The following is a 22,829-nucleotide window of genomic DNA, read 5'->3' on the forward strand; positions in this document are numbered from 1 at the left end:
GGAACCAGTCATGACGGCCCTGAATATGTGATCGTCCATGACAGGCATGCAGTGCAACCCCCTTCATGCTTGAATACTACTGACAAAACATGACATGAACTGCAACGTATAGTTGCTTATGCTGTCCGAGCCTCGGCATTGGCCGGCGGCAATGCAAAATCTTTCGTAGAAAAGAGGATGAAGATAATGACAGATATCGCCAGGCTGCTGGGAGAGGAAGCGGATAGCCTGTTGAACCATACCTGTGCCGGATTCAAGAAAGAGGACCTGCACCTGCCTGGTCCCGATTTCGTTAATCGGGTCATGATGGACAGCAGCCGCTCGCCGCACGTACTGCGTAACATGCAGACCATTTTCAACCATGGTCGACTCGGTGGCACAGGTTACGTCAGCATGCTGCCGGTGGATCAGGGCATCGAGCACTCGGCCGGCGCCTCCTTTGCGCCCAATCCGCAGTACTTTGACCCGAAAAACATCGTTGAGCTGGCCATCGAAGGCGGCTGCAACTGCGTAGCCTCCACGCTGGGCGTACTGTCTTCGGTCGCGCGTCGCTACGCGCATCGCATCCCGATGATGGTCAAACTCAACCATAACGAGACGCTGACCTATCCGGCCATCTACGACCAGACGCTGTTCGCGCAGGTCGAGCAGGCACATGACATGGGATGTGTCGCGGTCGGTGCGACCATCTATTTCGGCTCGCCGGAAAGCCGTCGCCAGATTCAGGAAATCAGCGAAGCCTTCGAACGGGCGCATGAGCTGGGCATGGTCACCGTACTGTGGTCCTACCTGCGTAACCCCGAGTTCAAGAAAAACGGCGTCGACTATCACGTCTCTTCTGACCTCACCAGTCAGGCCGTGCATCTGGCGGCGACCATCAATGCCGATATCGTCAAGCAGAAGCTGCCGGAGAACAACGGTGGCTATCGCGCGGTCGGCTTCGGTCACACGCATGATCGCGTCTATGACGAGCTGCTCAGCGATAACCCGATCGACTGGACGCGCTATCAGGTCGTCAACAGCTTCATGGGCCGTGCCGGACTGATCAACTCCGGTGGTGGTTCCAAGGGCCATTCCGACATGGGTGAAGCGGTCCGTACCGCCGTCATCAACAAGCGTGCCGGTGGCATGGGTCTGATTTCCGGACGCAAGGCGTTCCAGAAGTCGCGTGAAGAGGGCGTGGCCCTTCTGAATGCCATTCAGGATGTCTATCTCGACAAGGACATCACCATCGCCTGATGGAGATGTTCTAACGCTTGAAACGCAAAAGGGCCCGGCAATTTGCCGGGCCCTTTCTTTTTGTCTTCAAAGACCCCCTGTCTACGGCACATTGGGTCTTTGAAGTACCGAGCGGTGAGGGCCGCCCGGCATGGGTTGGCGAATTACGCCTTGAGCATGGTTTCTGCGCGCTCGACGACCTTCTCGACGGTAAAGCCGAAGTGCTTGAACAGATCACCCGCCTTGCCGGATTCACCATAGGTGGTCATGCCGAACACGTGACCATCAAGGCCGACGTACTTGTACCAGGTCGACGGAATGGCCGCCTCGATCGCCATGCGCTTGCGTACGCTGTTGGGCAGTACGGATTCGCGATACGACTCGTCCTGCTCGTCAAACTTGGTCGTGCAGGGCATGGAGACCACGCGAACCTTCTGACCCTTGCCTTCGAGTTCGCCAGCGGCGTCCATCGCCAGGCCGACTTCAGAGCCGGTCGCGATCAGGATCAGATCCGGCTGGCCGCCTTCGGCGTCCTTGAGGACATAGCCGCCGCGACGGATGTTCTTGAGCTGCTCGTCGTTGCGAGACTGGGCCGGCAGATCCTGACGCGAGAAGATCAGCGCCGTGGGGCCGGTTTCACGCATCAGGCCTTCCACCCAGGAGGCGGCCGTTTCAGTGGCGTCACAGGGGCGCCATGTGGCCAGACCCGGCAGGTTGCGAAGATCGGCCAGCTGCTCGACCGGCTGGTGGGTCGGACCGTCTTCGCCCAGACCGATAGAGTCGTGGGTGAAGATGTGCAGGATGCGGGTGTGCGACAGCGCTGACATGCGTACGGCGTTGTGCATGTATTCCATGAACACCAGGAAGGTGGCGTCATAGGGGATGAAGCCGCCGTGGGTGGCGATACCGTTGGCAATCGCGCCCATGCCGAATTCGCGTACACCGTAGTGCAGGTAGCTGCCGTTGAAGTTGTCCTTGCTGACGGCCTTGGCGCCTTTCCACAGGGTCAGGTTGGACGGTGCCAGGTCGGCACTGCCGCCGAAGAGTTCGGGCAGATCCGGCGCCAGCTCGTTGAGTACGCCAAGGGATGCCTTGCGCGAAGCGGTAGTTTCGGATTTTTCCTGGGCACGCTTGATCAGGGCATCGCCGTCAAAGTTCTCTGGCAGCTTGCCGTCGTAGCGACGCTGTAGCTCTTTGGCGAGTTCCGGATGGGCCTTTTCATAGGCGGCCATCTTCTGCTTGTACTCGTCTTCGAGCTGCTGGCCCTTGTCGCGGGCATCCCACGCCTTGTAGATATCGTCGGGAATTTCGAACGCGCCGTATTCCCAGCCCAGCTGCTTGCGTGCGGCTTCGACTTCTTCTTCGCCCAGCGCTGCACCGTGGCTTTCTTCCTTGCCGGCCTTGTTGGGCGAACCAAAGCCGATCACGGTCTTGCAGATGATCAGCGTCGGCTTGTCGGTGACTTCCTTGGCTTCACGGATGGCGGCGTCGATCTGCTCGGCATCGTGGCCGTCGACGTCACGGATGACGTTCCAGTGATAGGCTTCAAAGCGGGTAGCAGTATCGTCGGTGAACCAGCCTTCGACTTCGCCATCAATCGAGATGCCGTTGTCGTCATAGAACACGACCAGATTGCCCAGGCCCAGCGTACCGGCCAGCGAGCAGGCCTCATGGCTGATGCCTTCCATCAGGCAGCCGTCACCTGCGAATACCCAGGTGCGGTGATTGATGATGTCGTGACCGTCACGATTGAACTGGGCGGCCAGCGTACGTTCAGCGACCGCCATGCCGACGGCATTGGCCAGACCCTGACCCAGCGGGCCGGTGGTGGTCTCGATGCCCTGGGTGTAGCCATGTTCCGGGTGGCCGGGCGTTTTGGAGCCCAGCTGGCGGAAATTCTTGAGCTCTTCCATCGGCAGGTCGTAGCCGGTGAGATGCAGCAGCGAATAGTGCAGCATCGAGCCGTGACCGTTGGAAAGAATGAAGCGGTCACGTTCGGCCCAGTCCGGGTTGGCCGGATTGTGTCTGAGGTGATCGTTCCAAAGCACTTCTGCGATGTCAGCCATGCCCATCGGCATGCCCGGGTGGCCGGAGTTGGCCTTTTGCACGGCATCCATCGAAAGCGCACGGATGGCATTGGCGAGGTGACGACGCGAGGTCATATCTTTGTGAACTCCTGCCTGATGGTGGTGGTGAAAGGGACGTTGGCGCTATCGACCAGAATCATGGGCCGTGGCACCAGCGCCCGCATCGATGTCGCACATCTTTATTCGCCAAGAGTAGCTGCATGAAATGGTGATGTCGCCCCCCAGGTATCAAGAAGGATGTGCTGAAACCAGCGGGTCGGATCATGAGCCTGCGTTATCAGGACGCCTCGTGAAGCGTCATGACCTCATCAAGAATCTTCTCGAAGGCACGTGCGTCATGCACAAAGCGGCCCAGAAACATGCCCTGAACGCTGCCTTCAAGGCGCGAGAGCAGGCCCGGGCCGGCGCTGCCGCCATAGATGACGCGCCCGCCACCGTGACCGTCCAGCCAGGCCTGAAGCCTTGTGCATACCGCGCTGATGTGCTCTCTCGGTGCCGGCTGAGGCGCGCCGATGGCCCAGTGCGGCTCATAGGCCACGATCAGGTCGGCCTGTCTGGGCTGTGAAACGTCGGCCATGGCACTGGCCACCTGACGAATGCACTCTCCGGCCGCGCGCTCCGGGGCGCCTTCCTCCACCTCGCCCACGCACAGGACAGGCGAGAGACCGTTGGCCATGGCCTGAGCCGTTTTGGCCGCGATCAGCGCCTCGTCTTCATGAAAGTGGCGGCGGCGCTCGGCATGTCCTACTTCCACGCAGCGACAGCCCATCTCCGCCAGCATGGCGGCGCTGACCTCGCCGGTCCAGGCGCCGGCGGGCTGGTCGGAAAGGTTCTGCGCGCCGATGCGGATATCGGTGTCGCGCACGATCTCGAGTACCGGCGCCAGCGTCGGAAAGGAGGGCATGATGAATAGCGCGGCGTGCCCCTGCGTGACGGCAGGGTGCTGACGGGCAATGTCGGTCACCTGACGGCACCAGTCCAGCGTCTGCTGATAGCCGAAATACATCTTGAGGCTGGTCCCGATAAGCAGGGGGGCGGCCATGTCTCTCTCCTGTGGTCAGATCCTGAATAATCGCCTAGAGCACATCTACCACGGCACGGATGATCATGGACAGCGAGACGGCGCCGGCGTCTGGCGTACCCTTGCTTTTCTCTGCCAGCGGGCGGGCGCGTCCGATCTTTGGTACGAGATCGGCCGTCTCCTTCGCTGCCTGTTCGGCGCGGTCAGCCCCGGCCTGCCAGGCCGTTTTCAGATCATCGCCAGCCTCGACGCGCTCTGTCAGTACCTCGCTGAAGGGGACCAGCACGTCGACCAGGGTCTTGTCGCCGACCTTTGCCTTGCCAAAGTGCATGATGTTGTCGCGTGCGTCCCGCACGCCCTGAGCGATCCGAGCGGCATCTGGCTTTTTCTCGTCACCGATGGCCATCGCCAGCGAGTGAAGCGCCGAGCCCCAGATCGCGCCTGATGTGCCGCCTGCCTTGTCGGCCCAGGCATCGCCCGCCATGCGCAGCAGTGATCCGGCGCCTGCGCCGCGCTCCTTGACGTCACGACCCTTTTCAAGCGCTGCCTTGCCGCCACGGGCCATGCCAATGCCGTGATCGCCATCGCCGGCGACAGCATCGATGCGGCCGAATTCCTCTTCGTTTTCTTCAATCACCTGATAGGTGACCTCAAGTGCCGCCAGCACCTTTGCTGCGGCTTCCTTCGATTCTTCCGTGGCGTCGGGGATGGCGTCCGGGTCGGGGATATCAAGTTCTGCTGCATCGAGCTGCTCGGCACTGACGACGCTGCCCTTGCTGTAGGCAGGGGTATCGCAGGGCGCCGCCCAGAACTTCTCAAGCTCGTCGTCGAGCCAGAACAGGGTCAGTGACGCGCCGGCCATGTCCAGACTGGTGACCAGCTCACCCACTTCGGGTTCGACAATCTCAAGGCCTGCCTCTTTCAGCAGCTGATTGACGCGACGATAGACCACGAACAGCTCTTCATATTTTACCGTCCCCAGGCCGTTGAGCAGCACCGAGGCACGGGCACCTTTTGCGCTGCCCACACCTTCAGGCAGCTCTTCAAGCAGTCGCTTGACCAGCAGTTCGGCCAGCTCGTCGGCGGTGGGAATATCCTGTTCACTGATGCCGGGCTCGCCGTGGATACCGAGGCCGACGGCCATCTTGCCTTCCGGCACGTGGAAGAGGGCGTCGTCGGCGCCGGGCAGGGTACAGCCGTCAAAGGCCACGCCAAAGGAGCGGGTGCGCAGGTTGGCTGCCTCCGCCACACGGACCACGTCTTCAAGCGAATAGCCGGCTTCGGCGGCGGCCGAGGCGATCTTGAATACGGTCAGGTCACCGGCAATGCCACGGCGCTTCTGGATCTCTTCAAGACTGGCGCTGGAGACGTCATCGATGACCTTGACCATCTCGCATGGGATGCCTTCGCTGATCAGGCGATCACGTGCCTGACCAAAATGCAGCACGTCGCCGGCATAGTTGCCGTAGCTCAGCAAAACGCCGGCACCGTTATTGGCGGCACGAGCGACCGAATAGATCTGCTGGGCCGAGGGCGAGGCAAACAGGTTGCCCATGGCCGCTCCGTGCGCCAGCCCCTGCCCGACCAGGCCGCAAAAGGCGGGGTAGTGGCCTGAGCCGCCGCCGATCACGACCGCGACGGTATTGGGCTCGCTTTTTGTACTGCGGATCACCCCACCGGGCACCTGGCGTACCCGGTGAGCGTGAGCGGCCACAAAGCCTTCGGTGGCTTCGTCGACAAAGGCAATCGGGTCGTTGAAAAGGCGTGTCATGACGGGCGTACTCCTGATAAGGCGAAAATGACCAGGCATTGCGCAACCTTGTACTCAAGGAGCGCTGAAAACCTCTCTCCCCTTCGTGTGCGGTGCGCACTCGAACAGGAAATGGTCAGAATGATAATATGATCCTGATATGTACATTTGTTAAAGCATTCAGGCCATATTAGCGCTGGGCTCGATGTGTTCGCATGAGACTTTGGTTTTAATATCGCCTTTGGTCGGGGGTGTAATGACGTATTTATTGGTTGGCGAGTGATATTGTCGACCTTCGAGGGTGTTTTTTGGCGCAGTTTGTAGGAGCTGAAATATTTTTCATATGAATACGTTTTGTTCATATGATCGGCAGGGCGTACTCTAGAAGGATGTCAACGCAGACGGTGACCGTTCACCAGGAGAGATCATGACAGTAGAGACCAAAAGGCTTCGGGTCGCACTCGGATGTGATGAAGCCGCTTATGACATGAAGCAGGCCATGGTGGAGCACGTGCGTTCGCTGGGTCACGAGGTCGAGGACTTCGGCACCCATAATGCCGAACCGGTGCTCTATCCCGATATCGCCTTTGCCGCCGCTCATGCAGTCAAGGACGGCAAGGTCGATCGCGCCATTCTGATCTGTGGCACGGGCATTGGCGTGGCTATCTCGGCCAACAAGGTGCCGGGCATTCGTGCTGCGCAGGCGCATGACACCTATTCTGCCGAGCGCGCGCGCAAGAGTAACGATGCGCAGATATTGACCATGGGCGCTCGTGTGATCGGTGTCGAGCTTGCCAAGAAGATTGCCGAGTCCTTTCTTGAGAGCGAGTTCAGCGGCGGCGGCTCCCAGGCCAAGGTCGACCGCATCGCGGCCTACGAGCAGGAACAGCACGGCAAGGCATAATCCGCCTGACCATGGTTCTGTCTGACAAGGCAGGGCATATGGGTCGACGTGATGGGGTAGTACGGCAAGCCAGCGTACTGCCCCTTTTTGGATGAACCGCGACCTGTTTCGGTCCATCTACTGTGACATGGACAGTGCTTGCAGGTATCTTCCCGCCACCATCAATCCCATGCCTCTGATCCGGAGACCCCATGAACGAGCGTGCCGATCCCGATATCGCGTTGATGACCGAGATTGCCAGCCTGTATTACATGCAGGGTGAAACCCAGGAGGCGATTGCCGGGCGCATGGGTATGTCACGCATCAAGGTCGGGCGCATGCTCAAGCGCGCTCAGTCCGAAGGCATCGTTGATGTGCGGGTGCGTCACCATCCTTCGGTGTCCGCCGAGATCGAACAGGCGCTGATCCGGCGCTTTGGCATCCGCCGGGCACTGATTGCACTCGACTGCGCGGATGCCGAGCAGCAGCGCCATGAGGTCTCGAGTCTGGTGGCCGATCATCTTTCCAGAACCCTTGAAGACGGCACCATTGTGGCCGTTGGCATGGGGCGCAATGTCGGCACCGTGGCCGACAACGTCTTTACCCAGCGCACCCGGCAATGCTCGTTCATCTGCGCCATTGGTGGTTCGCTGCGTGCCGGGGAATACATGAACCCTGATCATATCTGTCGACGTCTGGCGGCCAGATTCGGCGGCGAGAGTGAAACACTCTATGCACCGGCCATGGTAGCCAGTACCGAGCTTCGTGATGCCATGCTGGAAAACCCCACCGTGCGCCAGACGCTGGATCGCGCCCGACGGGCTGATATTGCCATGATCGGCGTGGGGGATCTGTCGGAAGACAGCAACATGGTACGCATGGGCTGGTTCTCGCCGCAGGAGATCGCCGAGGCGCGCCTGTCCGGTACGGTCGGCGACATGATGGGGTATGACTTCATCGACCTGAACGGCCGCGCATCCACCACCCCCATGCAGGGTCGTGTCATCGGATTGACCATCGCGGATCTGGCACGTATTCCCGAGGTGATCGCGATTGCCAGTGAAAGCACCAAGGCTGCCGGTATTCTGGGGGCGCTACGCACCGGGGTGATCGATGTGCTCGCCACCAGCGCTACCAATGCGCATACCCTTTTGCACCTGGATGAGGCCACGCGCCTCAAAAGCGAGGGATAAGCCCTCGTTCGCCCCCGCAGTATCCTTTCACGACACCCCTTCACTGGGCAGGACTGACAGAGGTCGGTCCTTGCCATGCCTGACACTGTTCAGGTTAATCTTTTGTCGAGACATGTCCTGTACCAATGTTCCCCTTCTGTAGAAATGTTCGCGTTGCTATACCCTGTTCACCTGAATAACTTTAGTCGTACGGCTGGCTGACTGGTCAAATTATTGCCTTTTATTTCAATATCTTAATGACCTTAAGCATAAAGTCTTAACGTCTGGTGCCTGCGTGGGGATTGCAGCCGAGAGGCGCTGTGGCGTTAATACATTTGAACGAAGGCAGGTCAAATGATTCGGCATGGACATCACCGATTGATTGTCCTTCAAGCCCTGAGGTCTTGACCACAACCTGCCTCTGCAGCGGAGACCGGTTTGATATGACAGCAGAAGCCAGTACCCATGCACGCCCTCGCGCTCGCAAAAAACGCGGCCGTGCCATAGCGGCCTTGGTGGTGGTCATGGTAGCCATCGCCATTGGCTGGGATACGCATGTGGTTGAGCAGGGCGCGCAGCTTGAGGCCCAAAGCGGGCAGTTTTCAGCCGAACGCTATGGGCAGGAACAATTCCCGGCCATTCGCCAGAGCGTGGAATCCCGCGCCGTGGAAGCGCCGGAGCTGGCCCGGGCACTGGCTGATGATGCCAGTGCCGCCAGTGAGCGCTATGGCGTCGCCAGCGGGATTGGCCCGATCTTCCCGGTGCATGTCACCGGCACGGTGGGGGAAGGCAAATCCGGTATCTATACGATCGATATTCCCGATATGCCCGAAGGCACGCGTGTCAGGGTGCAGACCGGGCCGGCCATCAACGGGACCACGCTGCGTGATGCGACCGGCGAGATCAGCTTTGGTCAGTTTACCAATCAGATCGAATATCAGAACGCAGGCGCGGCTATCAATAATGCCATGAAGGCCGAAGTGCTCGAGGGTATGGATACGGCGAACCTGAGCGGTAAAACCGTTGAAGTGACCGGCGTTTTTCAGATGATCAATCCCAAAAACTGGCTGATTACACCGGTCGCCCTTGAAGTCCAGGGCGGGAGTGCGTCATGAGCAGTGAAGAGAGTGTCATGGAGAGGCCTGAGGCGGTTGATAGAACCGGTGAGGTCGTGCTGTCAGCGCGTCATGTGGCCAAGTCCTTTGGCAGCGTGCAGGCCCTCAAGAGCGTCAATTTCGATATTCGCCGGGGGCAGGTGACCACGCTTTTCGGGGAAAACGGCGCGGGCAAGTCCACGCTGATGAAAATCCTTTCCGGCGTGATTCAGCCAAGCTCCGGCGACATCGTGCTGGAAGGCACACCGGTCAGCTTTGGCTCGACCGTGGATGCCCAGCGTCATGGCATTTCGATCATCCACCAGGAGTTGAGTCTAGCCCCCAACATGAACGTGCGCGACAACATCTTCATGGGGCGAGAGCTGGGCGGTCCCGGGGGGTGGATTACGCCCTGGAGGCACGTGAAACCGAACGATTGATGGCCGAACTCGATGAGCCCATCGATCCATTGACTCTGGTCGAGGATCTTCGTTTGGGGCAGCAGCAGATTGTCGAGATTGCCCGTGCCCTGTCGGTGGATTCGCGCATTTTGATCATGGATGAGCCGACCTCGGCACTGTCGGCCTCCGAGGTCGAGGTGCTGTTTCGGGTGATTGCGGATCTGAAAAGCCGCGGGGTGTCGATCGTCTATATCTCGCACCATCTGGAAGAAGCGCTGACCATCACCGACCACGCCGTGGTGCTGCGTGATGGTGCCATGACCGCCTATGCCGCGCGCCGCGAGATCGATCTGGAGTGGATCGTGCGCCATATGGTGGGTGACAACTTCGATCTGGGCTCGCCGCCGACCGGTCACACGATGGGCAAAGTGGCGCTGTCACTGGACAACATCAGTGTGGCTGACGTGGCGGTGCCGGAGCGTTCGGTGGTGGACCGGTTGTCGCTGTCGGTTCGTGCCGGCGAAATTGTCTGTATCTATGGCCTGATGGGCGCCGGGCGTACGGAGCTTCTGGAGTGCGCCGCCGGACGCGTGGCGGCCAGTGATGGTCGGGTCATGCTCGAAGGTGAAGACATTTCCGGGCTGAGCATCGCCGATCGTATCGAGCGTGGGCTGGTGCTGGTCCCTGAAGACCGCCAGCGTGATGGTCTGGTCCAGACCATGTCGGTCGGTGAAAATCTGTCGCTGGCCAGCATCGGTGCCTTTACCCGTGGTCTTTTGACCTCGCGCGGCCGCGAGCAGGCCGTCATCGATGAGTCGATCCGTAACGTGCACATCAAGACCGACGGGGGGGCGGCCGGCATCGGCTCGCTCTCCGGCGGTAATCAGCAGAAGGTGGTCATCGGCAAGATGCTGGCGACCCATCCACGCGTGGTGCTGCTGGATGAGCCCAGCCGCGGTATCGATATCGGTGCCAAGGCCGAGGTGTTCCGGCTGTTGGCCGAAGGCGCGTCAAACGGGCTGGCGGTTATCTACTCGACCTCGGAGGTTGGCGAGTGCCTGAGTGTGGCGCACCGGATCGTGGTAATGAGTCGCGGACGCATCAGCGCAGAGTTCGGGGCCGATGTGACCCGGGAAGAGATCATGGCCGCCTCCGGAGAGTCTGCCGAAGGCTGAAATACGTGTATAGCAGGGGTCACTACCATGTCCGATGTTCAACAGGGTGCTTCATCCGCCAACGTCTCCTCTCCTCGCTCGGCGTCAGGTCGCAGCGGCGGATTTGATCTGGGGCGCATTCTTCTTGAAGGGCGAGCCTTTTTTGCCCTGATCGCCATCATCATCATCTTTTCGATCCTGTCGCCGGTCTATTTTTCGACCAATAACTTTTTGACCATGTCCTCCCATGTGGCCATCTTCGGGCTGCTGTCGATCGGCATGCTGCTGGTCATCCTGACCGGCGGTATTGACCTGTCGGTCGGCTCGACCATGGGCCTTTGCGGGGTGATCGCAGGTTTCATGATGCAGGGGGTATCGGTGGATGCCTTCGGAGTGACGCTTTATCCGCCGGTGTGGGCGGTCGTGGTGCTGACCTGTGTGGCCGGGGCGTTCGTGGGCATGATCAACGGTGTGCTGGTGTCGATTTTCAGGGTGCCGGCCTTTGTGGCGACGCTGGGCACGCTCTATGTGGCGCGGGGTGCTGCGCTTTTGATGACCGACGGCCTGACCTACAACAATCTGGGCGGCAATCCGGAGTTTGGCAATACGGGCTTTGACTGGCTGGGCTTCAACCGGCTGTTCGGGGTGCCGGTAGGCGTGTTGATTTTCGCGGCGGTGGCAGTTGCCTGCATGTTTGCGCTCAATCGCACGCCCTTCGGACGCTGGGTCTATGCCACCGGTGGCAATGCACGAGCTGCGGAGCTTTCCGGCGTGCCGGTCAAGCGGGTGCAGGTGTGGGTGTATGTGTTGTCCGGGGTGTGTGCTGCCATCGCGGGGCTGGTGCTCTCCTCGCAGCTGACCTCGGCCGGGCCGACGGCCGGGACCACTTATGAATTGACCGCCATTGCGGGCGTGGTCATTGGCGGGGCAGCACTGACCGGGGGGCGAGGCAACGTACGTGGCACGCTGCTCGGGGCCTTCGTGATCGGGTTTCTCTCTGACGGTCTGGTCATTATCGGAGTTTCCTCCTATTGGCAGACCGTGTTCATGGGGGGCGTCATCGTACTGGCCGTGCTGTTGAACAGCATCCAGTACAAGCCGCGCAAAAAGCGCGCGGCCGGTGGCGATGCCCCGCAGAAGACTTCAGCGTCATCCGGGGCGGCATAGGCTGACTCGGGCAGCATCGAAACGCCGGTTCGCCGGCACACCAACCGTCAAGGCAAGGGGAAACATCATGTTGAGAAAGGGAAAGCATCTTTTGATGGCGGGTCTGGCCGTCGGCGCCATGGTTCTCGGCGGCAGTGCGCTGGCGCAGGATCAGCAGAAGGGTTTGATCTCGATCATCGTCAATGACACCTCCAACCCATACTGGTTTACAGAGGGCCAGATTGCTCGCGAAACGGCGGAAGAGATGGGCTACAGCGCCAATGTCAGCGCCCACAAGGGCGATACCAATGCCGAAAGCCGTCAGGTGGACACTGCGATCACCAACCAGGCCAGGGCAATCATTCTTGATCCGGCCAATGCCGATGGCTCGGTCGGAGCCGTGAAAAAGGCAGTCAATGCCGGCATTCCGGTCTTTATCGTCAATGCCGAGATCAACCAGCAGGGGCTGGCGAAGGCACAGCTTGTGTCCAACAATGCCCAGGGTGCGGCACTGGGGGCGCAGCAGTGGGTCGAGGCCGTGGGTGACAGCGCCCGCTATGTCGAGCTCAAGGGAGCCCCCTCTGACAATAACGCGGCCACACGCTCCAACGGCTACCAGACCGTGTTGACCCAGTACCCGGACCTTGAGCTGGTCGCGTCCGACGTGGCCAACTGGGACCGTACTCAGGGCTATAACAAGACCCAGAGCATGCTGCAGGCCAATCCGGACATTCAGGGCGTGATCAGCGGTAACGACGAGATGGCGCTGGGCGCCATTGCTGCTCTGCGCGAGTCGGGCAAGCTCAAGGATGTCGTGGTGGGCGGTTTTGATGGCTCGCCGGATGCGGTGCAGGCGGTCAAGGATGGCGACATGGCCTATACCGTGCTTCAGCCTGTAGCCGTGTTCTCCAGGCGTGCCGTCGAGCTGGCCGATCAGTTCATCCGCACCGGTGAAACCGGTTTGAACGGCGAAAAGCAGCTCTTTGACTGCCTGCTGATTACGCCAGACAACGTTGATCAGGTGACGTCGCCCTTCGTACTGGAACAATAAGCGTTCAACTCATGTCTCTGAAAGCATCGAAGCCGCCCGTCAGGGCGGCTTCTTTCGTTGGGCCTTGCGTGCAGATGGCTGCCTGTAAGATTTGTTCAAATGATCAATGAATGATCATTAAAAGGTGATGTCAGAGCGCTACGACCGGTCCAGACATTAGTCTAAAAGCTTTTGAAAAAGCATCGCAAGTTCAATGGGGTATAGCACCTTGCGCTAAAGTATAAGGCTCAGAGGCGCAGCGTTTGATTGACCGGAGGCGGCCTGCAGCGTTATTTCATTTGTCCACAGAAGGAACAAATGATGTTTGCAGCCCGCGATGAGGTGATCATGTCTGACACACTGACGCAGAACAACGTCTCCCAGCACGAGATTCCCAAAACCATGCATGCCGTGGTGGCCTATGGTCCCGGCGACTATCGCTATGAGGAGGTGCCGGTTCCCGAGCTCGATAATGACCGCGAGATTCTGGTCAAGGTCGAGGGGTGCGGTATCTGTGCCGGCGATATCAAGTCCTTTGATGGCGCCCCGAGCTTCTGGGGCGATGAGTATCAGCCCGCCTATATCAAGGCACCGATGATTCCGGGTCACGAGTTTATCGGGCGGGTCGTGAAGGTTGGCGATGCCGTAAAGGATTATAAGCCCGGTGACCGTGTGATCTCCGAGCAGATCGTGCCCTGCTGGGACTGCCGCTTCTGTGGTCGTGGGCAGTACTGGATGTGTGAAAAGCACGATCTCTACGGCTTCCAGAGCAACGTGAACGGCGGCATGGCCGAGTACATGAAGTTCACGAAAGAGGCGATCAACTATCACGTGCCTGAAGAGCTGCCGCTGGAAAAGGCGATTCTGATCGAGCCTTATGCCTGTTCGCTGCACGCCGTTCAGCGCGCGAAGATCGAGCTGGGGGATGTTGTAGTGCTTTCCGGGGCCGGCACGCTGGGGCTCGGCATGGTCGGGGCCGCCAAAAAGGCCGGGGCCGAAAAACTGATCGTGCTGGATCTCTTTGATGAGCGCCTCGAACTGGCCAAAAAATTCGGCGCGGACATGGTGCTCAATCCCAAAAACGATGATGTGGTGTCGATCATCAAGGAAATGACCGGCGGTTACGGCTGCGATGTCTATATCGAAGCTACCGGCCATCCGAAATCGGTCGAGCAGGGCCTGTCGATGATTCGAAAGCTGGGCCGCTTCGTCGAGTTCAGCGTGTTCAAGGACCCGGTCAGTGTCGACTGGAGCATCATCTCCGATCGCAAGGAGCTTGATGTGCTGGGCTCGCATCTGGGGCCGTACTGCTATCCGCTGGTGATCGACGGCATCGGCAATGGTGATTTCCCCACCGAGGGCGTGGTGACCCACAAGCTGCCGCTGGAGAAGTTCGAGGAAGGCTTTGAGCTCATGACCAGCGGGGCGAAGTCACTGAAGATCGTGCTGATCCCTTAAGAGTTGATCTGAAACCAAGGGTTGATTCGAAACAGCGCGGCCGCTCTGCCGCGCTGTTTTTTTATGCGCGTCTTTCAGTGGTGAACCGATACCGCCTGCGGCTCAGATCATTTCAACCCAGTCCGGAGATTGGGCCACTTCAACACGACTGATCAATTCAAGCCTGCCCTGGTCGAGGCGGTAGGCCGCAACATGATGAGACTGCTGGCCGGCTACCAGCATCAGCTGCCCGGTAGCATCCAGTGCAAACCCTCTGGGCTGGGTTTCGACCTCGAAGGCACCGATGCGTGTGAGTTCTCCGCTGCCGGCATCGACGGCGAAAGAGGTCACCAGTGAGCTGCTGCGTTCAGACGCGTACAGGTAACGCCCTTCGGCATCGAGATGAATGTCTGCCGCCCAGAAGGTGTCAGCCTCGCCCTTGTCGATCACTACCCGCTGTCGCTTGTTCAGGCTTCGAGTGCTGCTGTCGTAGTCAAACAGCGTGATGGAGCCATCCAGCTCGCCAAGCAGGTACACACGCGTACCATCGGCGTTGAAAATCAGGTGCCTGGGGCCGGTACCTTCGGGGAGTGTGACCTCAACCGTATCGGAGAAGGACGGCTGCGCGTCGAGGCTCGAGCAGTAGAGCCGATCCCCGCCGAGGCTGGTGAACAGTACGTTGCGTTCCTCCGGGTCGGGCAGGATGCAGTGGGCGTTGGGTTCGGTGGTCCAGCGGCCCTGCTCGCTTTCGACGCCACCATCCCGAGCGATGTCGTAGGCGGCCACCAGATGATGGTGATAGGACGCCGAAAAGAGGCGGCCATCCCTCGCGGTGCAGGCCAGATAGGCGACACTTTCATGGATGGGAAAAGTCGACACCGGCGTCAGCTGATGATTTTGCTCATCGATGGCGAAGGTGAAAATGCCCATGGGGGTGCCCCGCCCGGCGGCATGGAGATAACGCCGATCCGGACTCAGGCATAGCGGCAGGGAACCACCGGCCTTTTCAAGGTCGGGAAGGGTGACGCGCTGAACCAGCTCGAGGCTGTCGTTGGTATAGCGCACCAGGCAGACTTCGCCGGCGCCGCCACAGCCGATATAGGCCAAAAGGGATTGCGGTGATGACATGGGCCCATCCTGAGGTTGAAGGTGAAGGGACAAGCGTTGCAGCCGTGCCCCCTTTAATCCAGTGCCTGATTGTAGGGCGCACGGTTCATTGAAACGTCATCAACCATGGTCGGGCACTTCAGTCGATACCGCTTGAACCCGGTCTTGCCCGTCATGAACGCCCTGCGTGATGACCATGAAGACATTGCACGGGCGTGGGTTAGGCACTTTGCTTTTACCGGGTGTAAACTTTTCGCATTGTGCCGATAGTGTCGGTATCCACATTCATGACAGGACGTCTGCCAAGGGCAGGACGGCCTGGCCTTTCATATTTTTCTGCTCGTCAGTGAGCGACAAAAGGATCCAGAGTCTTCATGAGCGAATACTCCCTGTTTACCTCCGAATCCGTCTCTGAAGGACACCCGGACAAGATTGCCGATCAGATCTCCGATGCAGTGCTTGATGCCCTGATTGCCCGCGACAAGCAGGCCCGCGTGGCCTGTGAAACGCTGGTCAAGACGGGAGTGGCGATTGTGGCCGGCGAGATTACCACCAGTGCCTGGGTGGATCTGGAAGAGCTGGTGCGTCGCGTGATTTCCGATATTGGCTATACCTCCTCCGAAGTCGGCTTTGACGGTGCTACCTGTGGCGTGCTCAACCTGATCGGCAAGCAGAGCATCGATATCGCTCAGGGCGTGGATCGCTCCAGGCCCGAGGATCAGGGCGCGGGTGATCAGGGCCTGATGTTTGGTTATGCCACCAATGAGACGCCGTCCTACATGCCGGCGCCGATTCATTACTCGCATCGCCTGGTCGAGCGCCAGTCGGAGCTGCGTAAAAACGGCACGCTTGGCTGGCTGCGCCCGGATGCCAAAAGTCAGGTGACCTTTCGCTACGGTGAAGATGGCAGGCCGGTCGCGGTGGATGCGGTGGTGCTGTCGACCCAGCACGATGAGAGCATCTCCCAGGAGGAGCTGCGTCATGCGGTCGAGGAACTGATCATCCGTGACGTGCTGCCCGAGGAATGGATCACCGAATCGACGCGTTTTCACATCAACCCGACCGGCAAGTTCGTGATCGGTGGGCCGGTCGGCGACTGTGGTCTGACCGGGCGCAAGATCATCGTCGATACCTATGGCGGCATGGCCCGCCATGGCGGTGGTGCCTTCTCCGGCAAGGACCCCTCCAAGGTGGATCGAAGCGCTGCCTATGCCGGCCGCTATGTGGCCAAGAACGTGGTGGCTTCCGGTATCGCCGACAAGTGCGAGATTCAGGTCTCCTATGCCATTGGCGTGGCCGAGCCGACCTCGGTGGCGATCAACACTTTCGGTACCAGCAGGATCAGCGATGACAAGATCGTCGACCTGGTGCGAGAGCATTTCGATCTGCGGCCCTACGCCATTACTCGCATGCTGGATCTGCTCCATCCGATGTATCAGCTCACCGCGTCCTATGGCCATTTCGGTCGTGACCCCTTCGAGCACACCTATACCTGGAAGGACACCCGCGGCGAGATGCAAAGCGAAACCTTCACGGCCTTCCCCTGGGAAAAAACCGACCGGGCCGAGGCACTTCGGGACGCCGCCGGGCTGTAAATCCTGATTGATGGGCCGGGAACGTTCCGGTCCACTTCCTGAAAGCCCACGGATACGTGGGCTTTTTTGTGCCGGAAGTTTGGCTATGCTCAAGGGCCCCTGCCTGTTTCGAGCAGACCGATTCTTCGATCGAGCACGATTTCCATGCTGAACATTGCCGCACTGTTTATTACCGTGACCGCGCTCTTTTCGTGGTTCAACTATCGCTTTATCCGCCTGCCGGCCACCATCGGCGTCATGGTGGTCGCCCTGGTGATGTCGCTGGTCTTGATCGCGCTGGATCATCTGGGCTTTACCCATGTCACGGACCTGACCGAGCAGTGGCTTGGCAGCATCAACTTCAATGCCCTGTTAATGGACGGCATGCTGTCGTTTCTGCTGTTTGCAGGCGCCCTTCATGTGGATATCAACAAGCTCAAGCGATATCGCTATTCGATCGGCTTTCTGGCTTCAGTCGGTGTGGTGGTGTCAACGATTGCGATCGGCAGCGCTGCCTGGTGGCTGTTTGCCACTTTCAGCATCCATGTGCCGTATCTTTATTGCCTGGTCTTTGGTGCGCTGATTTCGCCGACCGATCCGATTGCCGTGCTGGGCATCATGCAAAACGCCGGCGCGCCGGAGGACATGGAAATCAAGATTGTGGGCGAGTCGTTATTCAACGACGGCGTCGCCGTGGTGGTCTTTACCCTGCTGGCGGGGGCGGCCACGGCAGGCGAGCAGCTCACGGCAATGCATTCACTGGTACTGTTTGCCGAAGAAGCTGGTGGCGGTCTGTTGCTTGGGTTTGTCATGGGCTATATCGCCTACCAGATGATGAAAAGCATCGATCAATACCAGGTTGAGGTGTTGATCAGTCTGGCGCTGGTGCTGGGTGGCTATGCGCTGGCCACCTGGATGGAGGTGTCCGGGCCGATTGCGATGGTGATTGCCGGGCTTTTCATCGGCAACCGTGGTCGCGAACATGCCATGTCGGAAAACACCCGACGCTATGTGGACGGCTTTTGGGAGCTGATCGACGAGATTCTCAACGCCGTGCTGTTTGTTCTGATCGGACTGGAGCTTTTGCTGATTCCGTTCGAGTGGAGCTATCTGATGGTGGCCGCGCCGCTGATCGTGGCCATTCTGGCGGTTCGGCTTGTCACCATTGGGCTACCGCTGATGGCGATGCGCCACTGGATCGACTATCGGCGGGGGACGACCCGGGTGCTGACCTGGGGCGGGTTGCGTGGCGGGATCTCGGTGGCCCTCGCGCTGGGGCTTCCGGACAGTGACTACCGAGAGCCGATCGTAATGATCACCTACATCATCGTGCTGTTTTCCATCCTGGTGCAGGGGTTGACCATCGGCAAGCTGGTCGGTCATTTGGTGCCAAAAGACGACAGGTCCTCCGAAACCACGAAACACCATTGACCTCAGACCTCTTGTTTCACGTCGACGTGCCGATAGTATGAGCGGGGCTGACGGCTTTTATGTCCAGTGTTGACCATTCAAGGCGCCAGCCCGCTATAATTTGCGTCAGATTTTTGCCTCATGCCATCGTGAGGTGTCATGTCCACTCGAGGGGCGCTGCAGCAAGAGAGTGATTCTTGCGAGGCTCGAGCTGGATACCCCGGATTCAACGGCGCCCGCTATTTTGCCAGGAGTATTTCATGGCTACTGCCGAAAACGCCGTTCATCAGGATTACAGGGTCGCCGATATCAGTCTTGCCGACTGGGGCCGCCGCGAAATTCGCATCGCCGAAACCGAAATGCCGGCGCTGATGAAGATCCGCGCCAAGTATCGTGACCAGCAGCCGCTCAAGGGCGCCCGCATTGCCGGCTGCATCCACATGACCATTCAGACCGCCGTGCTGATCGAGACGCTGATCGAGCTCGGTGCCAGTGTGCGCTGGTCCTCGTGCAACATCTTCTCGACCCAGGATCAGGCCGCTGCCGCCATTGCTGCGGCCGGTACGCCGGTTTTTGCCTGGAAGGGCGAAACGGAAGAAGAGTTCTGGTGGTGCATCCAGCAGACCATCGAAGGCCCGGACGGCTGGCGCCCGAACATGGTGCTCGATGATGGTGGCGACCTGACCCTGATGCTCCACGATGATCATCCCGAGCTGCTGGACGCCATCCACGGCATCAGTGAAGAGACCACCACCGGCGTGCATCGTCTGGTCGAAATGATGCGCAAGGGCACGCTGCGTGTACCGGCCATCAACGTCAACGACTCGGTCACCAAGTCGAAAAACGACAACAAGTATGGCTGCCGCCACTCGCTGTCGGACGCCATCAAGCGCGGTCTGGATCATCTTCTGTCCGGCAAGCAGGCGCTGGTCATCGGCTACGGTGACGTGGGCAAGGGCTCGGCGGCCGGTCTTCGCAACGAGGGCATGATCGTCAAGGTCAGCGAAGTGGATCCGATCTGTGCCATGCAGGCCTGCATGGACGGCTATGAAGTGGTCTCGCCCTATATCGATGGTGCCAACGATGAGTCCGGCAACAACCTCGATACCTACATGCTGGGCAAGATCGATGTGCTGGTCACCACCACCGGCAACATCAATGTCTGTGACGCCGGTATGCTGGGTGCGATCAAAAAGGGTGCCGTGGTCTGTAACATCGGACACTTCGACAACGAGATCGATACGGCCTACATGCGCAAGCACTGGGCGTGGGAAGAAATCAAGCCGCAGGTCCACAAGATCTACCGTGATGGCACCCCGGGCAACTTCGACCCAACCAGCGATGACTATCTGCTGCTGCTCTCGGAAGGTCGTCTGGTTAACCTGGGTAACGCGACCGGCCATCCGTCACGCGTCATGGATGGCTCCTTTGCCGACCAGGTGCTGGCACAGATTCACCTGTTCGAACGCCGTTTCGCCGACATCCCGGTCGATGAGCGTCCTGCAGTGACGGTCGAAGTCCTGCCCAAGCAGCTCGATGAGGAAGTTGCCCGCTATATGGTTGAAGGCTTTGGTGGCACCCTCACCAAGATGACTTCGAAGCAGGCCGAGTACCTGGGCGTGCCGCAGGAAGGCCCGTTCAAGCCGCATGAGTATCGCTACTAAGTGACTGACTGACCGGCCTTTTCGGGCCGGTTTGATCAACACCATGGACGCCCCGGGGCTGCTTGAGCGAGCCTTCGGGGCGTTTTTTCAGGGCTGGTAGAAGCGTTTTCAGGTGACCGGCACGATATGGTGTTAACCCTTCGTCGTAGAGAGCCGGGCCAGAGGAACAAGTGCGACATAATGGCCGGCCTGCAAATGGTCATGGCCTGTTTATTAACAGGCTGGACGACCGAATCAATCTTTAGAGGATAACCGTATGCGCTTCCCTCAGGCCCTGGCACTGACTGGCCCGCTGATGATGCTTTCCCTGCCGGCCATGGCACATCCCGGCCATGAGCATGGCTCGGGTCTGATGGCCGGACTGATGCATCCGTTGACCGGAGTGGATCATCTACTGGCCATGGTCGCGGTAGGCCTCTGGGCCGGATTTGTCATGCCGCGCCGCGTACTGGTGGCCCCTCTGACCTTCATGGCGGCCATGGGCGGCGGAGCGCTTCTGGGCTGGGCAGGAATCGCTCTTCCGCTGGTGGAGCCCGGCATCGTGCTCTCCGTGATTGTCTTTGGCCTGCTGACCCTGACAGGCGGCCAGCAGCAGTCTGTCATGCTGACCCGCGCTTCCCTTCTGTGTATCGGGCTCTTTGCCGTTTTGCATGGCCATGCGCATGCCACCGAAGCCAGCGGTCATGTGGGTCCCTATCTTGCCGGCTTCATGCTCTCCACGGCGGTCCTGCACGGGCTGGGTATCCTGATGGCGCTGACCGTTGCCCGCGGGCAGGCAGGGCGTTGGGTACAGCATGTCAGCGGCGCCGTCATTGCGGCAGGCGGAGCGTTTTTGATGCTTGGTGCTGCCTGAGCACTGGACAGGCCCGCTAGCGTCTCATCAGTTTTCTGAGCTGTGTGACGGTACGAGTGTTGAGCACGTCCTTTCGCTCCAGCCATCCTCGACGGGCCTGAGTCACGCCCAGCGCCATGTGCCCCAGCTGGTCGGTGGCGTGTGCATCGGTGCTGATGGCCAGCATTACGCCAATGTCGCGCGCCATGCGAGCCCAGCGGTCGGCGAGATCCAGTCGGGCAGGCTGGGCGTTGATTTCAAGGAAGATGCCGCGCTCCTTCGCCCCGCGCAGTACGGCCTCGATATCTACCTCATGGCCCTCTCGGCCGTTGATGATGCGGCCGGTGGGGTGGGCCAGAATATTGACATGGGGGTTGTCCATGGCGCGCAGGATGCGTGCTGTCTGCTGTTCCCGCGACAGGTTGAATTTGGAGTGGACCGAGAATACACAGACGTCGAGTTCCTTGAGCACGTCATCGGGAAGGTCGAGCGAACCGTCCTCCAGAATATCGACCTCGTTGCCCTTGAGAACGGTGAAATTTTTCAGCCGTTCATTGAGCGCGTCGATCTCGGCCATCTGCTCGCGCAGGCGCCTGGCGTCCAGGCCATTGGCCATGGCCAGACGCTGTGAGTGATCGGTGATGGCGATATAGCGATAGCCGCGTCTTCTGGCGGCGTGGACCATGTCCTCAAGGCCTGCCTTGCCGTCGGAGGCGGTAGTGTGCATGTGCAGGTCACCGCGAATGTCATCGAGGGTGACAAGCTCGGGTAGCGTACCTTCAAGCGCAGCCTCGAGTTCGCCGCTATTTTCCCGCAGCTCGGGCGGTATCCAGGCCAGATCAATCCGTGCCAGCACCTCTTCTTCAGTGCGCCCTGCCAGCCGCTGCCTGCCCTTGTAAATGCCGTACTCGTTGATCTTGAGCCCACGGTCGGTGGCCATTTTACGAGTGGCAATATTGTGCGCTTGAGAGCCGGTGAAATAGTAAAGGGCCGCGCCAAAGCTTTCATCGGCCACCACGCGGACATCCACCTGTAGACCCGAGTGAAGACGAAGGGTGGATTTTGTCTTGCCGTGAGAAACGACTTCGGCAATCTCGGGGTAGTCCATCAGGTGGGTCATGATCGTCGGGCCATCCTCGCTGCTGACCAGAATGTCGAGGTCGCCGACAGTCTCGCGACCCCGCCGCAGACTACCGGCGGCGCTGATGCGCTGGGCGCCCCGGGCGTGTTCAAGCCAGGCAATCAGATCATCGGCGGCCTGATGAGCCTCATCAAGCCTCGTTCGGGGTGGGGCATCGTCCAGACGCTCGGCTTCCTTGAGGATGCCGGCCTCGGTTTTTTCGCCAAACCCTTCGAGTGCGCGGATACGGCCTTCAAGGGCTGCCTTTTTCAATGCTTCGAGGTTGTCGATGCCCAGTGCCTCATGAAGCTGGCGTACCCGCCGTGGTCCCAGTTGACTGACCCGCATCAGCTGTAAAAGCCCGGGCGGCAGGCGTTTTTCAGCTTCTTCAAGCACCGTCAGACGGCCCGTATTGATCAGCTCGGTGATCTTTTTGGCCAGATCCTGGCCAATGCCGGCCAGTTCGGTCAGTGGCTCATCAAGGGCCACCATCTCCTGCAGGGCGCGAGGATGGGACTCGATGGTCTGTGCGGCACTGCGATAGGCGCGCACGCGAAAGGCATTGGCGCCTTCGATGTCCAGCATGTTCGCCAGGCGGTTGAGAGTACGAGCAATATCGGCGTTTTGCATGAGCCTCGGCTTCCGGTCCGGTCACATGAAAGGAGAGACAGGTCTGCTGTCAGCATAGCGGGGTGCCAAACCTTTTTCGTTGTCGGCGGCAACGAGCCG

At 59.7% G+C, this 22,829-nt stretch carries 17 protein-coding genes, 1 pseudogene and 1 riboswitch; of the genes and pseudogenes, 13 read left to right on the top strand and 5 right to left on the bottom strand.

The annotated features are described in order from the left end of the window. Positions 1–186: 186 nt before the first annotated feature. A complete protein-coding gene (locus B9H00_RS10760; RefSeq protein ID WP_086900665.1) occupies positions 187–1,239 on the top strand; it encodes a class I fructose-bisphosphate aldolase in 1,053 nt (350 codons plus the stop codon). Positions 1,240–1,382: 143 nt separating this feature from the next. Here B9H00_RS10760 and tkt read toward each other — a convergent pair whose 3' ends face one another. The 3 genes from tkt to B9H00_RS10775 form a co-directional block, all read right to left on the bottom strand. Next, on the bottom strand, positions 1,383–3,380 hold the full coding sequence (tkt, locus tag B9H00_RS10765) for a transketolase (protein ID WP_086900666.1): 1,998 nt from the start codon (positions 3,378–3,380) through the stop codon (positions 1,383–1,385). 202 nt (positions 3,381–3,582) lie between these two features. Then, positions 3,583–4,347: a triose-phosphate isomerase family protein gene (locus B9H00_RS10770; RefSeq protein WP_086900667.1), complete on the bottom strand. Its 765-nt coding sequence runs from the start codon at positions 4,345–4,347 to the stop codon at positions 3,583–3,585. Between the two features lie 34 nt (positions 4,348–4,381). Then, positions 4,382–6,097, bottom strand: coding sequence for a dihydroxyacetone kinase family protein (locus tag B9H00_RS10775; RefSeq protein WP_086900668.1), 1,716 nt, complete (start codon positions 6,095–6,097; stop codon positions 4,382–4,384). Positions 6,098–6,503: 406 nt separating this feature from the next. Between B9H00_RS10775 and rpiB the strand changes: the two genes are divergently transcribed. The 8 genes and pseudogenes from rpiB (at position 6,504) to B9H00_RS10810 (ending at position 14,414) form a co-directional block, all read left to right on the top strand. Then, positions 6,504–6,980 carry a ribose 5-phosphate isomerase B gene (rpiB, locus tag B9H00_RS10780; protein ID WP_086900669.1) on the top strand — a complete coding sequence of 159 codons (477 nt, stop codon included), beginning with the start codon at positions 6,504–6,506 and terminating at the stop codon, positions 6,978–6,980. Positions 6,981–7,171: 191 nt separating this feature from the next. Continuing rightward, positions 7,172–8,152, top strand: coding sequence for a sugar-binding transcriptional regulator (locus tag B9H00_RS10785; protein WP_086900670.1), 981 nt, complete (start codon positions 7,172–7,174; stop codon positions 8,150–8,152). A gap of 422 nt (positions 8,153–8,574) precedes the next feature. Continuing rightward, positions 8,575–9,246: a DUF2291 family protein gene (locus B9H00_RS10790; protein ID WP_086900671.1), complete on the top strand. Its 672-nt coding sequence runs from the start codon at positions 8,575–8,577 to the stop codon at positions 9,244–9,246. 17 nt (positions 9,247–9,263) lie between these two features. Further along, positions 9,264–9,739: pseudogene (locus B9H00_RS17220) on the top strand (ATP-binding cassette domain-containing protein); the annotation flags it as partial. A gap of 432 nt (positions 9,740–10,171) precedes the next feature. Beyond that, positions 10,172–10,801, top strand: a complete 630-nt coding sequence (locus B9H00_RS17065) for an ATP-binding cassette domain-containing protein (protein WP_236944420.1) — start codon at positions 10,172–10,174, stop codon at positions 10,799–10,801. Positions 10,802–10,828: 27 nt separating this feature from the next. Next, on the top strand, positions 10,829–11,947 hold the full coding sequence (locus B9H00_RS10800) for an ABC transporter permease (RefSeq protein ID WP_086900672.1): 1,119 nt from the start codon (positions 10,829–10,831) through the stop codon (positions 11,945–11,947). 67 nt (positions 11,948–12,014) lie between these two features. Beyond that, positions 12,015–12,977: a D-ribose ABC transporter substrate-binding protein gene (locus B9H00_RS10805; RefSeq protein ID WP_086900673.1), complete on the top strand. Its 963-nt coding sequence runs from the start codon at positions 12,015–12,017 to the stop codon at positions 12,975–12,977. 327 nt (positions 12,978–13,304) lie between these two features. Further along, on the top strand, positions 13,305–14,414 hold the full coding sequence (locus B9H00_RS10810) for an MDR/zinc-dependent alcohol dehydrogenase-like family protein (protein WP_086901831.1): 1,110 nt from the start codon (positions 13,305–13,307) through the stop codon (positions 14,412–14,414). Between the two features lie 102 nt (positions 14,415–14,516). On the opposite strand, the gene B9H00_RS10815 is transcribed toward B9H00_RS10810, so the two are convergent. Then, positions 14,517–15,521, bottom strand: a complete 1,005-nt coding sequence (locus tag B9H00_RS10815) for a lactonase family protein (RefSeq protein WP_086900674.1) — start codon at positions 15,519–15,521, stop codon at positions 14,517–14,519. A 353-nt stretch (positions 15,522–15,874) separates the two neighbouring features. Between B9H00_RS10815 and metK the strand changes: the two genes are divergently transcribed. From metK to B9H00_RS10835, 4 genes are all read left to right on the top strand, one after another. Continuing rightward, positions 15,875–17,095 carry a methionine adenosyltransferase gene (gene metK / locus B9H00_RS10820; protein ID WP_086900675.1) on the top strand — a complete coding sequence of 407 codons (1,221 nt, stop codon included), beginning with the start codon at positions 15,875–15,877 and terminating at the stop codon, positions 17,093–17,095. A gap of 144 nt (positions 17,096–17,239) precedes the next feature. Next, on the top strand, positions 17,240–18,505 hold the full coding sequence (locus B9H00_RS10825; protein WP_086900676.1) for a cation:proton antiporter: 1,266 nt from the start codon (positions 17,240–17,242) through the stop codon (positions 18,503–18,505). Positions 18,506–18,647: 142 nt separating this feature from the next. Further along, positions 18,648–18,729, top strand: a riboswitch (S-adenosyl-L-homocysteine riboswitch). Positions 18,730–18,744: 15 nt separating this feature from the next. Beyond that, entirely contained in the window at positions 18,745–20,148 is a 1,404-nt protein-coding gene (ahcY, locus tag B9H00_RS10830; protein ID WP_086900677.1) for an adenosylhomocysteinase, read from the top strand. Between the two features lie 256 nt (positions 20,149–20,404). Then, on the top strand, positions 20,405–21,001 hold the full coding sequence (locus B9H00_RS10835; RefSeq protein ID WP_211329632.1) for a HupE/UreJ family protein: 597 nt from the start codon (positions 20,405–20,407) through the stop codon (positions 20,999–21,001). 16 nt (positions 21,002–21,017) lie between these two features. Here the strand turns inward: B9H00_RS10835 and polX are convergent, their stop codons facing one another. Then, entirely contained in the window at positions 21,018–22,730 is a 1,713-nt protein-coding gene (gene polX / locus B9H00_RS10840) for a DNA polymerase/3'-5' exonuclease PolX (protein ID WP_086900678.1), read from the bottom strand. Positions 22,731–22,829: the final 99 nt, after the last annotated feature.

The sequence above is a fragment of the Kushneria marisflavi genome (genome assembly GCF_002157205.1).
Taxonomy (GTDB): domain Bacteria; phylum Pseudomonadota; class Gammaproteobacteria; order Pseudomonadales; family Halomonadaceae; genus Kushneria; species Kushneria marisflavi.

Bases quoted from the DNA above. Each gene is read 5' to 3' on its own strand.
- B9H00_RS10760 (WP_086900665.1), top strand. From the start codon at position 187: ATGACAGATATCGCCAGGCTGCTGGGAGAGGAAGCGGATAGCCTGTTG.
- tkt (WP_086900666.1), bottom strand. From the start codon at position 3,380: ATGACCTCGCGTCGTCACCTCGCCAATGCCATCCGTGCGCTTTCGATG.
- B9H00_RS10770 (WP_086900667.1), bottom strand. From the start codon at position 4,347: ATGGCCGCCCCCCTGCTTATCGGGACCAGCCTCAAGATGTATTTCGGC.
- B9H00_RS10775 (WP_086900668.1), bottom strand. From the start codon at position 6,097: ATGACACGCCTTTTCAACGACCCGATTGCCTTTGTCGACGAAGCCACC.
- rpiB (WP_086900669.1), top strand. From the start codon at position 6,504: ATGACAGTAGAGACCAAAAGGCTTCGGGTCGCACTCGGATGTGATGAA.
- B9H00_RS10785 (WP_086900670.1), top strand. From the start codon at position 7,172: ATGAACGAGCGTGCCGATCCCGATATCGCGTTGATGACCGAGATTGCC.
- B9H00_RS10790 (WP_086900671.1), top strand. From the start codon at position 8,575: ATGACAGCAGAAGCCAGTACCCATGCACGCCCTCGCGCTCGCAAAAAA.
- B9H00_RS17065 (WP_236944420.1), top strand. From the start codon at position 10,172: ATGGGCGCCGGGCGTACGGAGCTTCTGGAGTGCGCCGCCGGACGCGTG.
- B9H00_RS10800 (WP_086900672.1), top strand. From the start codon at position 10,829: ATGTCCGATGTTCAACAGGGTGCTTCATCCGCCAACGTCTCCTCTCCT.
- B9H00_RS10805 (WP_086900673.1), top strand. From the start codon at position 12,015: ATGTTGAGAAAGGGAAAGCATCTTTTGATGGCGGGTCTGGCCGTCGGC.
- B9H00_RS10810 (WP_086901831.1), top strand. From the start codon at position 13,305: ATGTCTGACACACTGACGCAGAACAACGTCTCCCAGCACGAGATTCCC.
- B9H00_RS10815 (WP_086900674.1), bottom strand. From the start codon at position 15,521: ATGTCATCACCGCAATCCCTTTTGGCCTATATCGGCTGTGGCGGCGCC.
- metK (WP_086900675.1), top strand. From the start codon at position 15,875: ATGAGCGAATACTCCCTGTTTACCTCCGAATCCGTCTCTGAAGGACAC.
- B9H00_RS10825 (WP_086900676.1), top strand. From the start codon at position 17,240: ATGCTGAACATTGCCGCACTGTTTATTACCGTGACCGCGCTCTTTTCG.
- ahcY (WP_086900677.1), top strand. From the start codon at position 18,745: ATGGCTACTGCCGAAAACGCCGTTCATCAGGATTACAGGGTCGCCGAT.
- B9H00_RS10835 (WP_211329632.1), top strand. From the start codon at position 20,405: ATGCGCTTCCCTCAGGCCCTGGCACTGACTGGCCCGCTGATGATGCTT.
- polX (WP_086900678.1), bottom strand. From the start codon at position 22,730: ATGCAAAACGCCGATATTGCTCGTACTCTCAACCGCCTGGCGAACATG.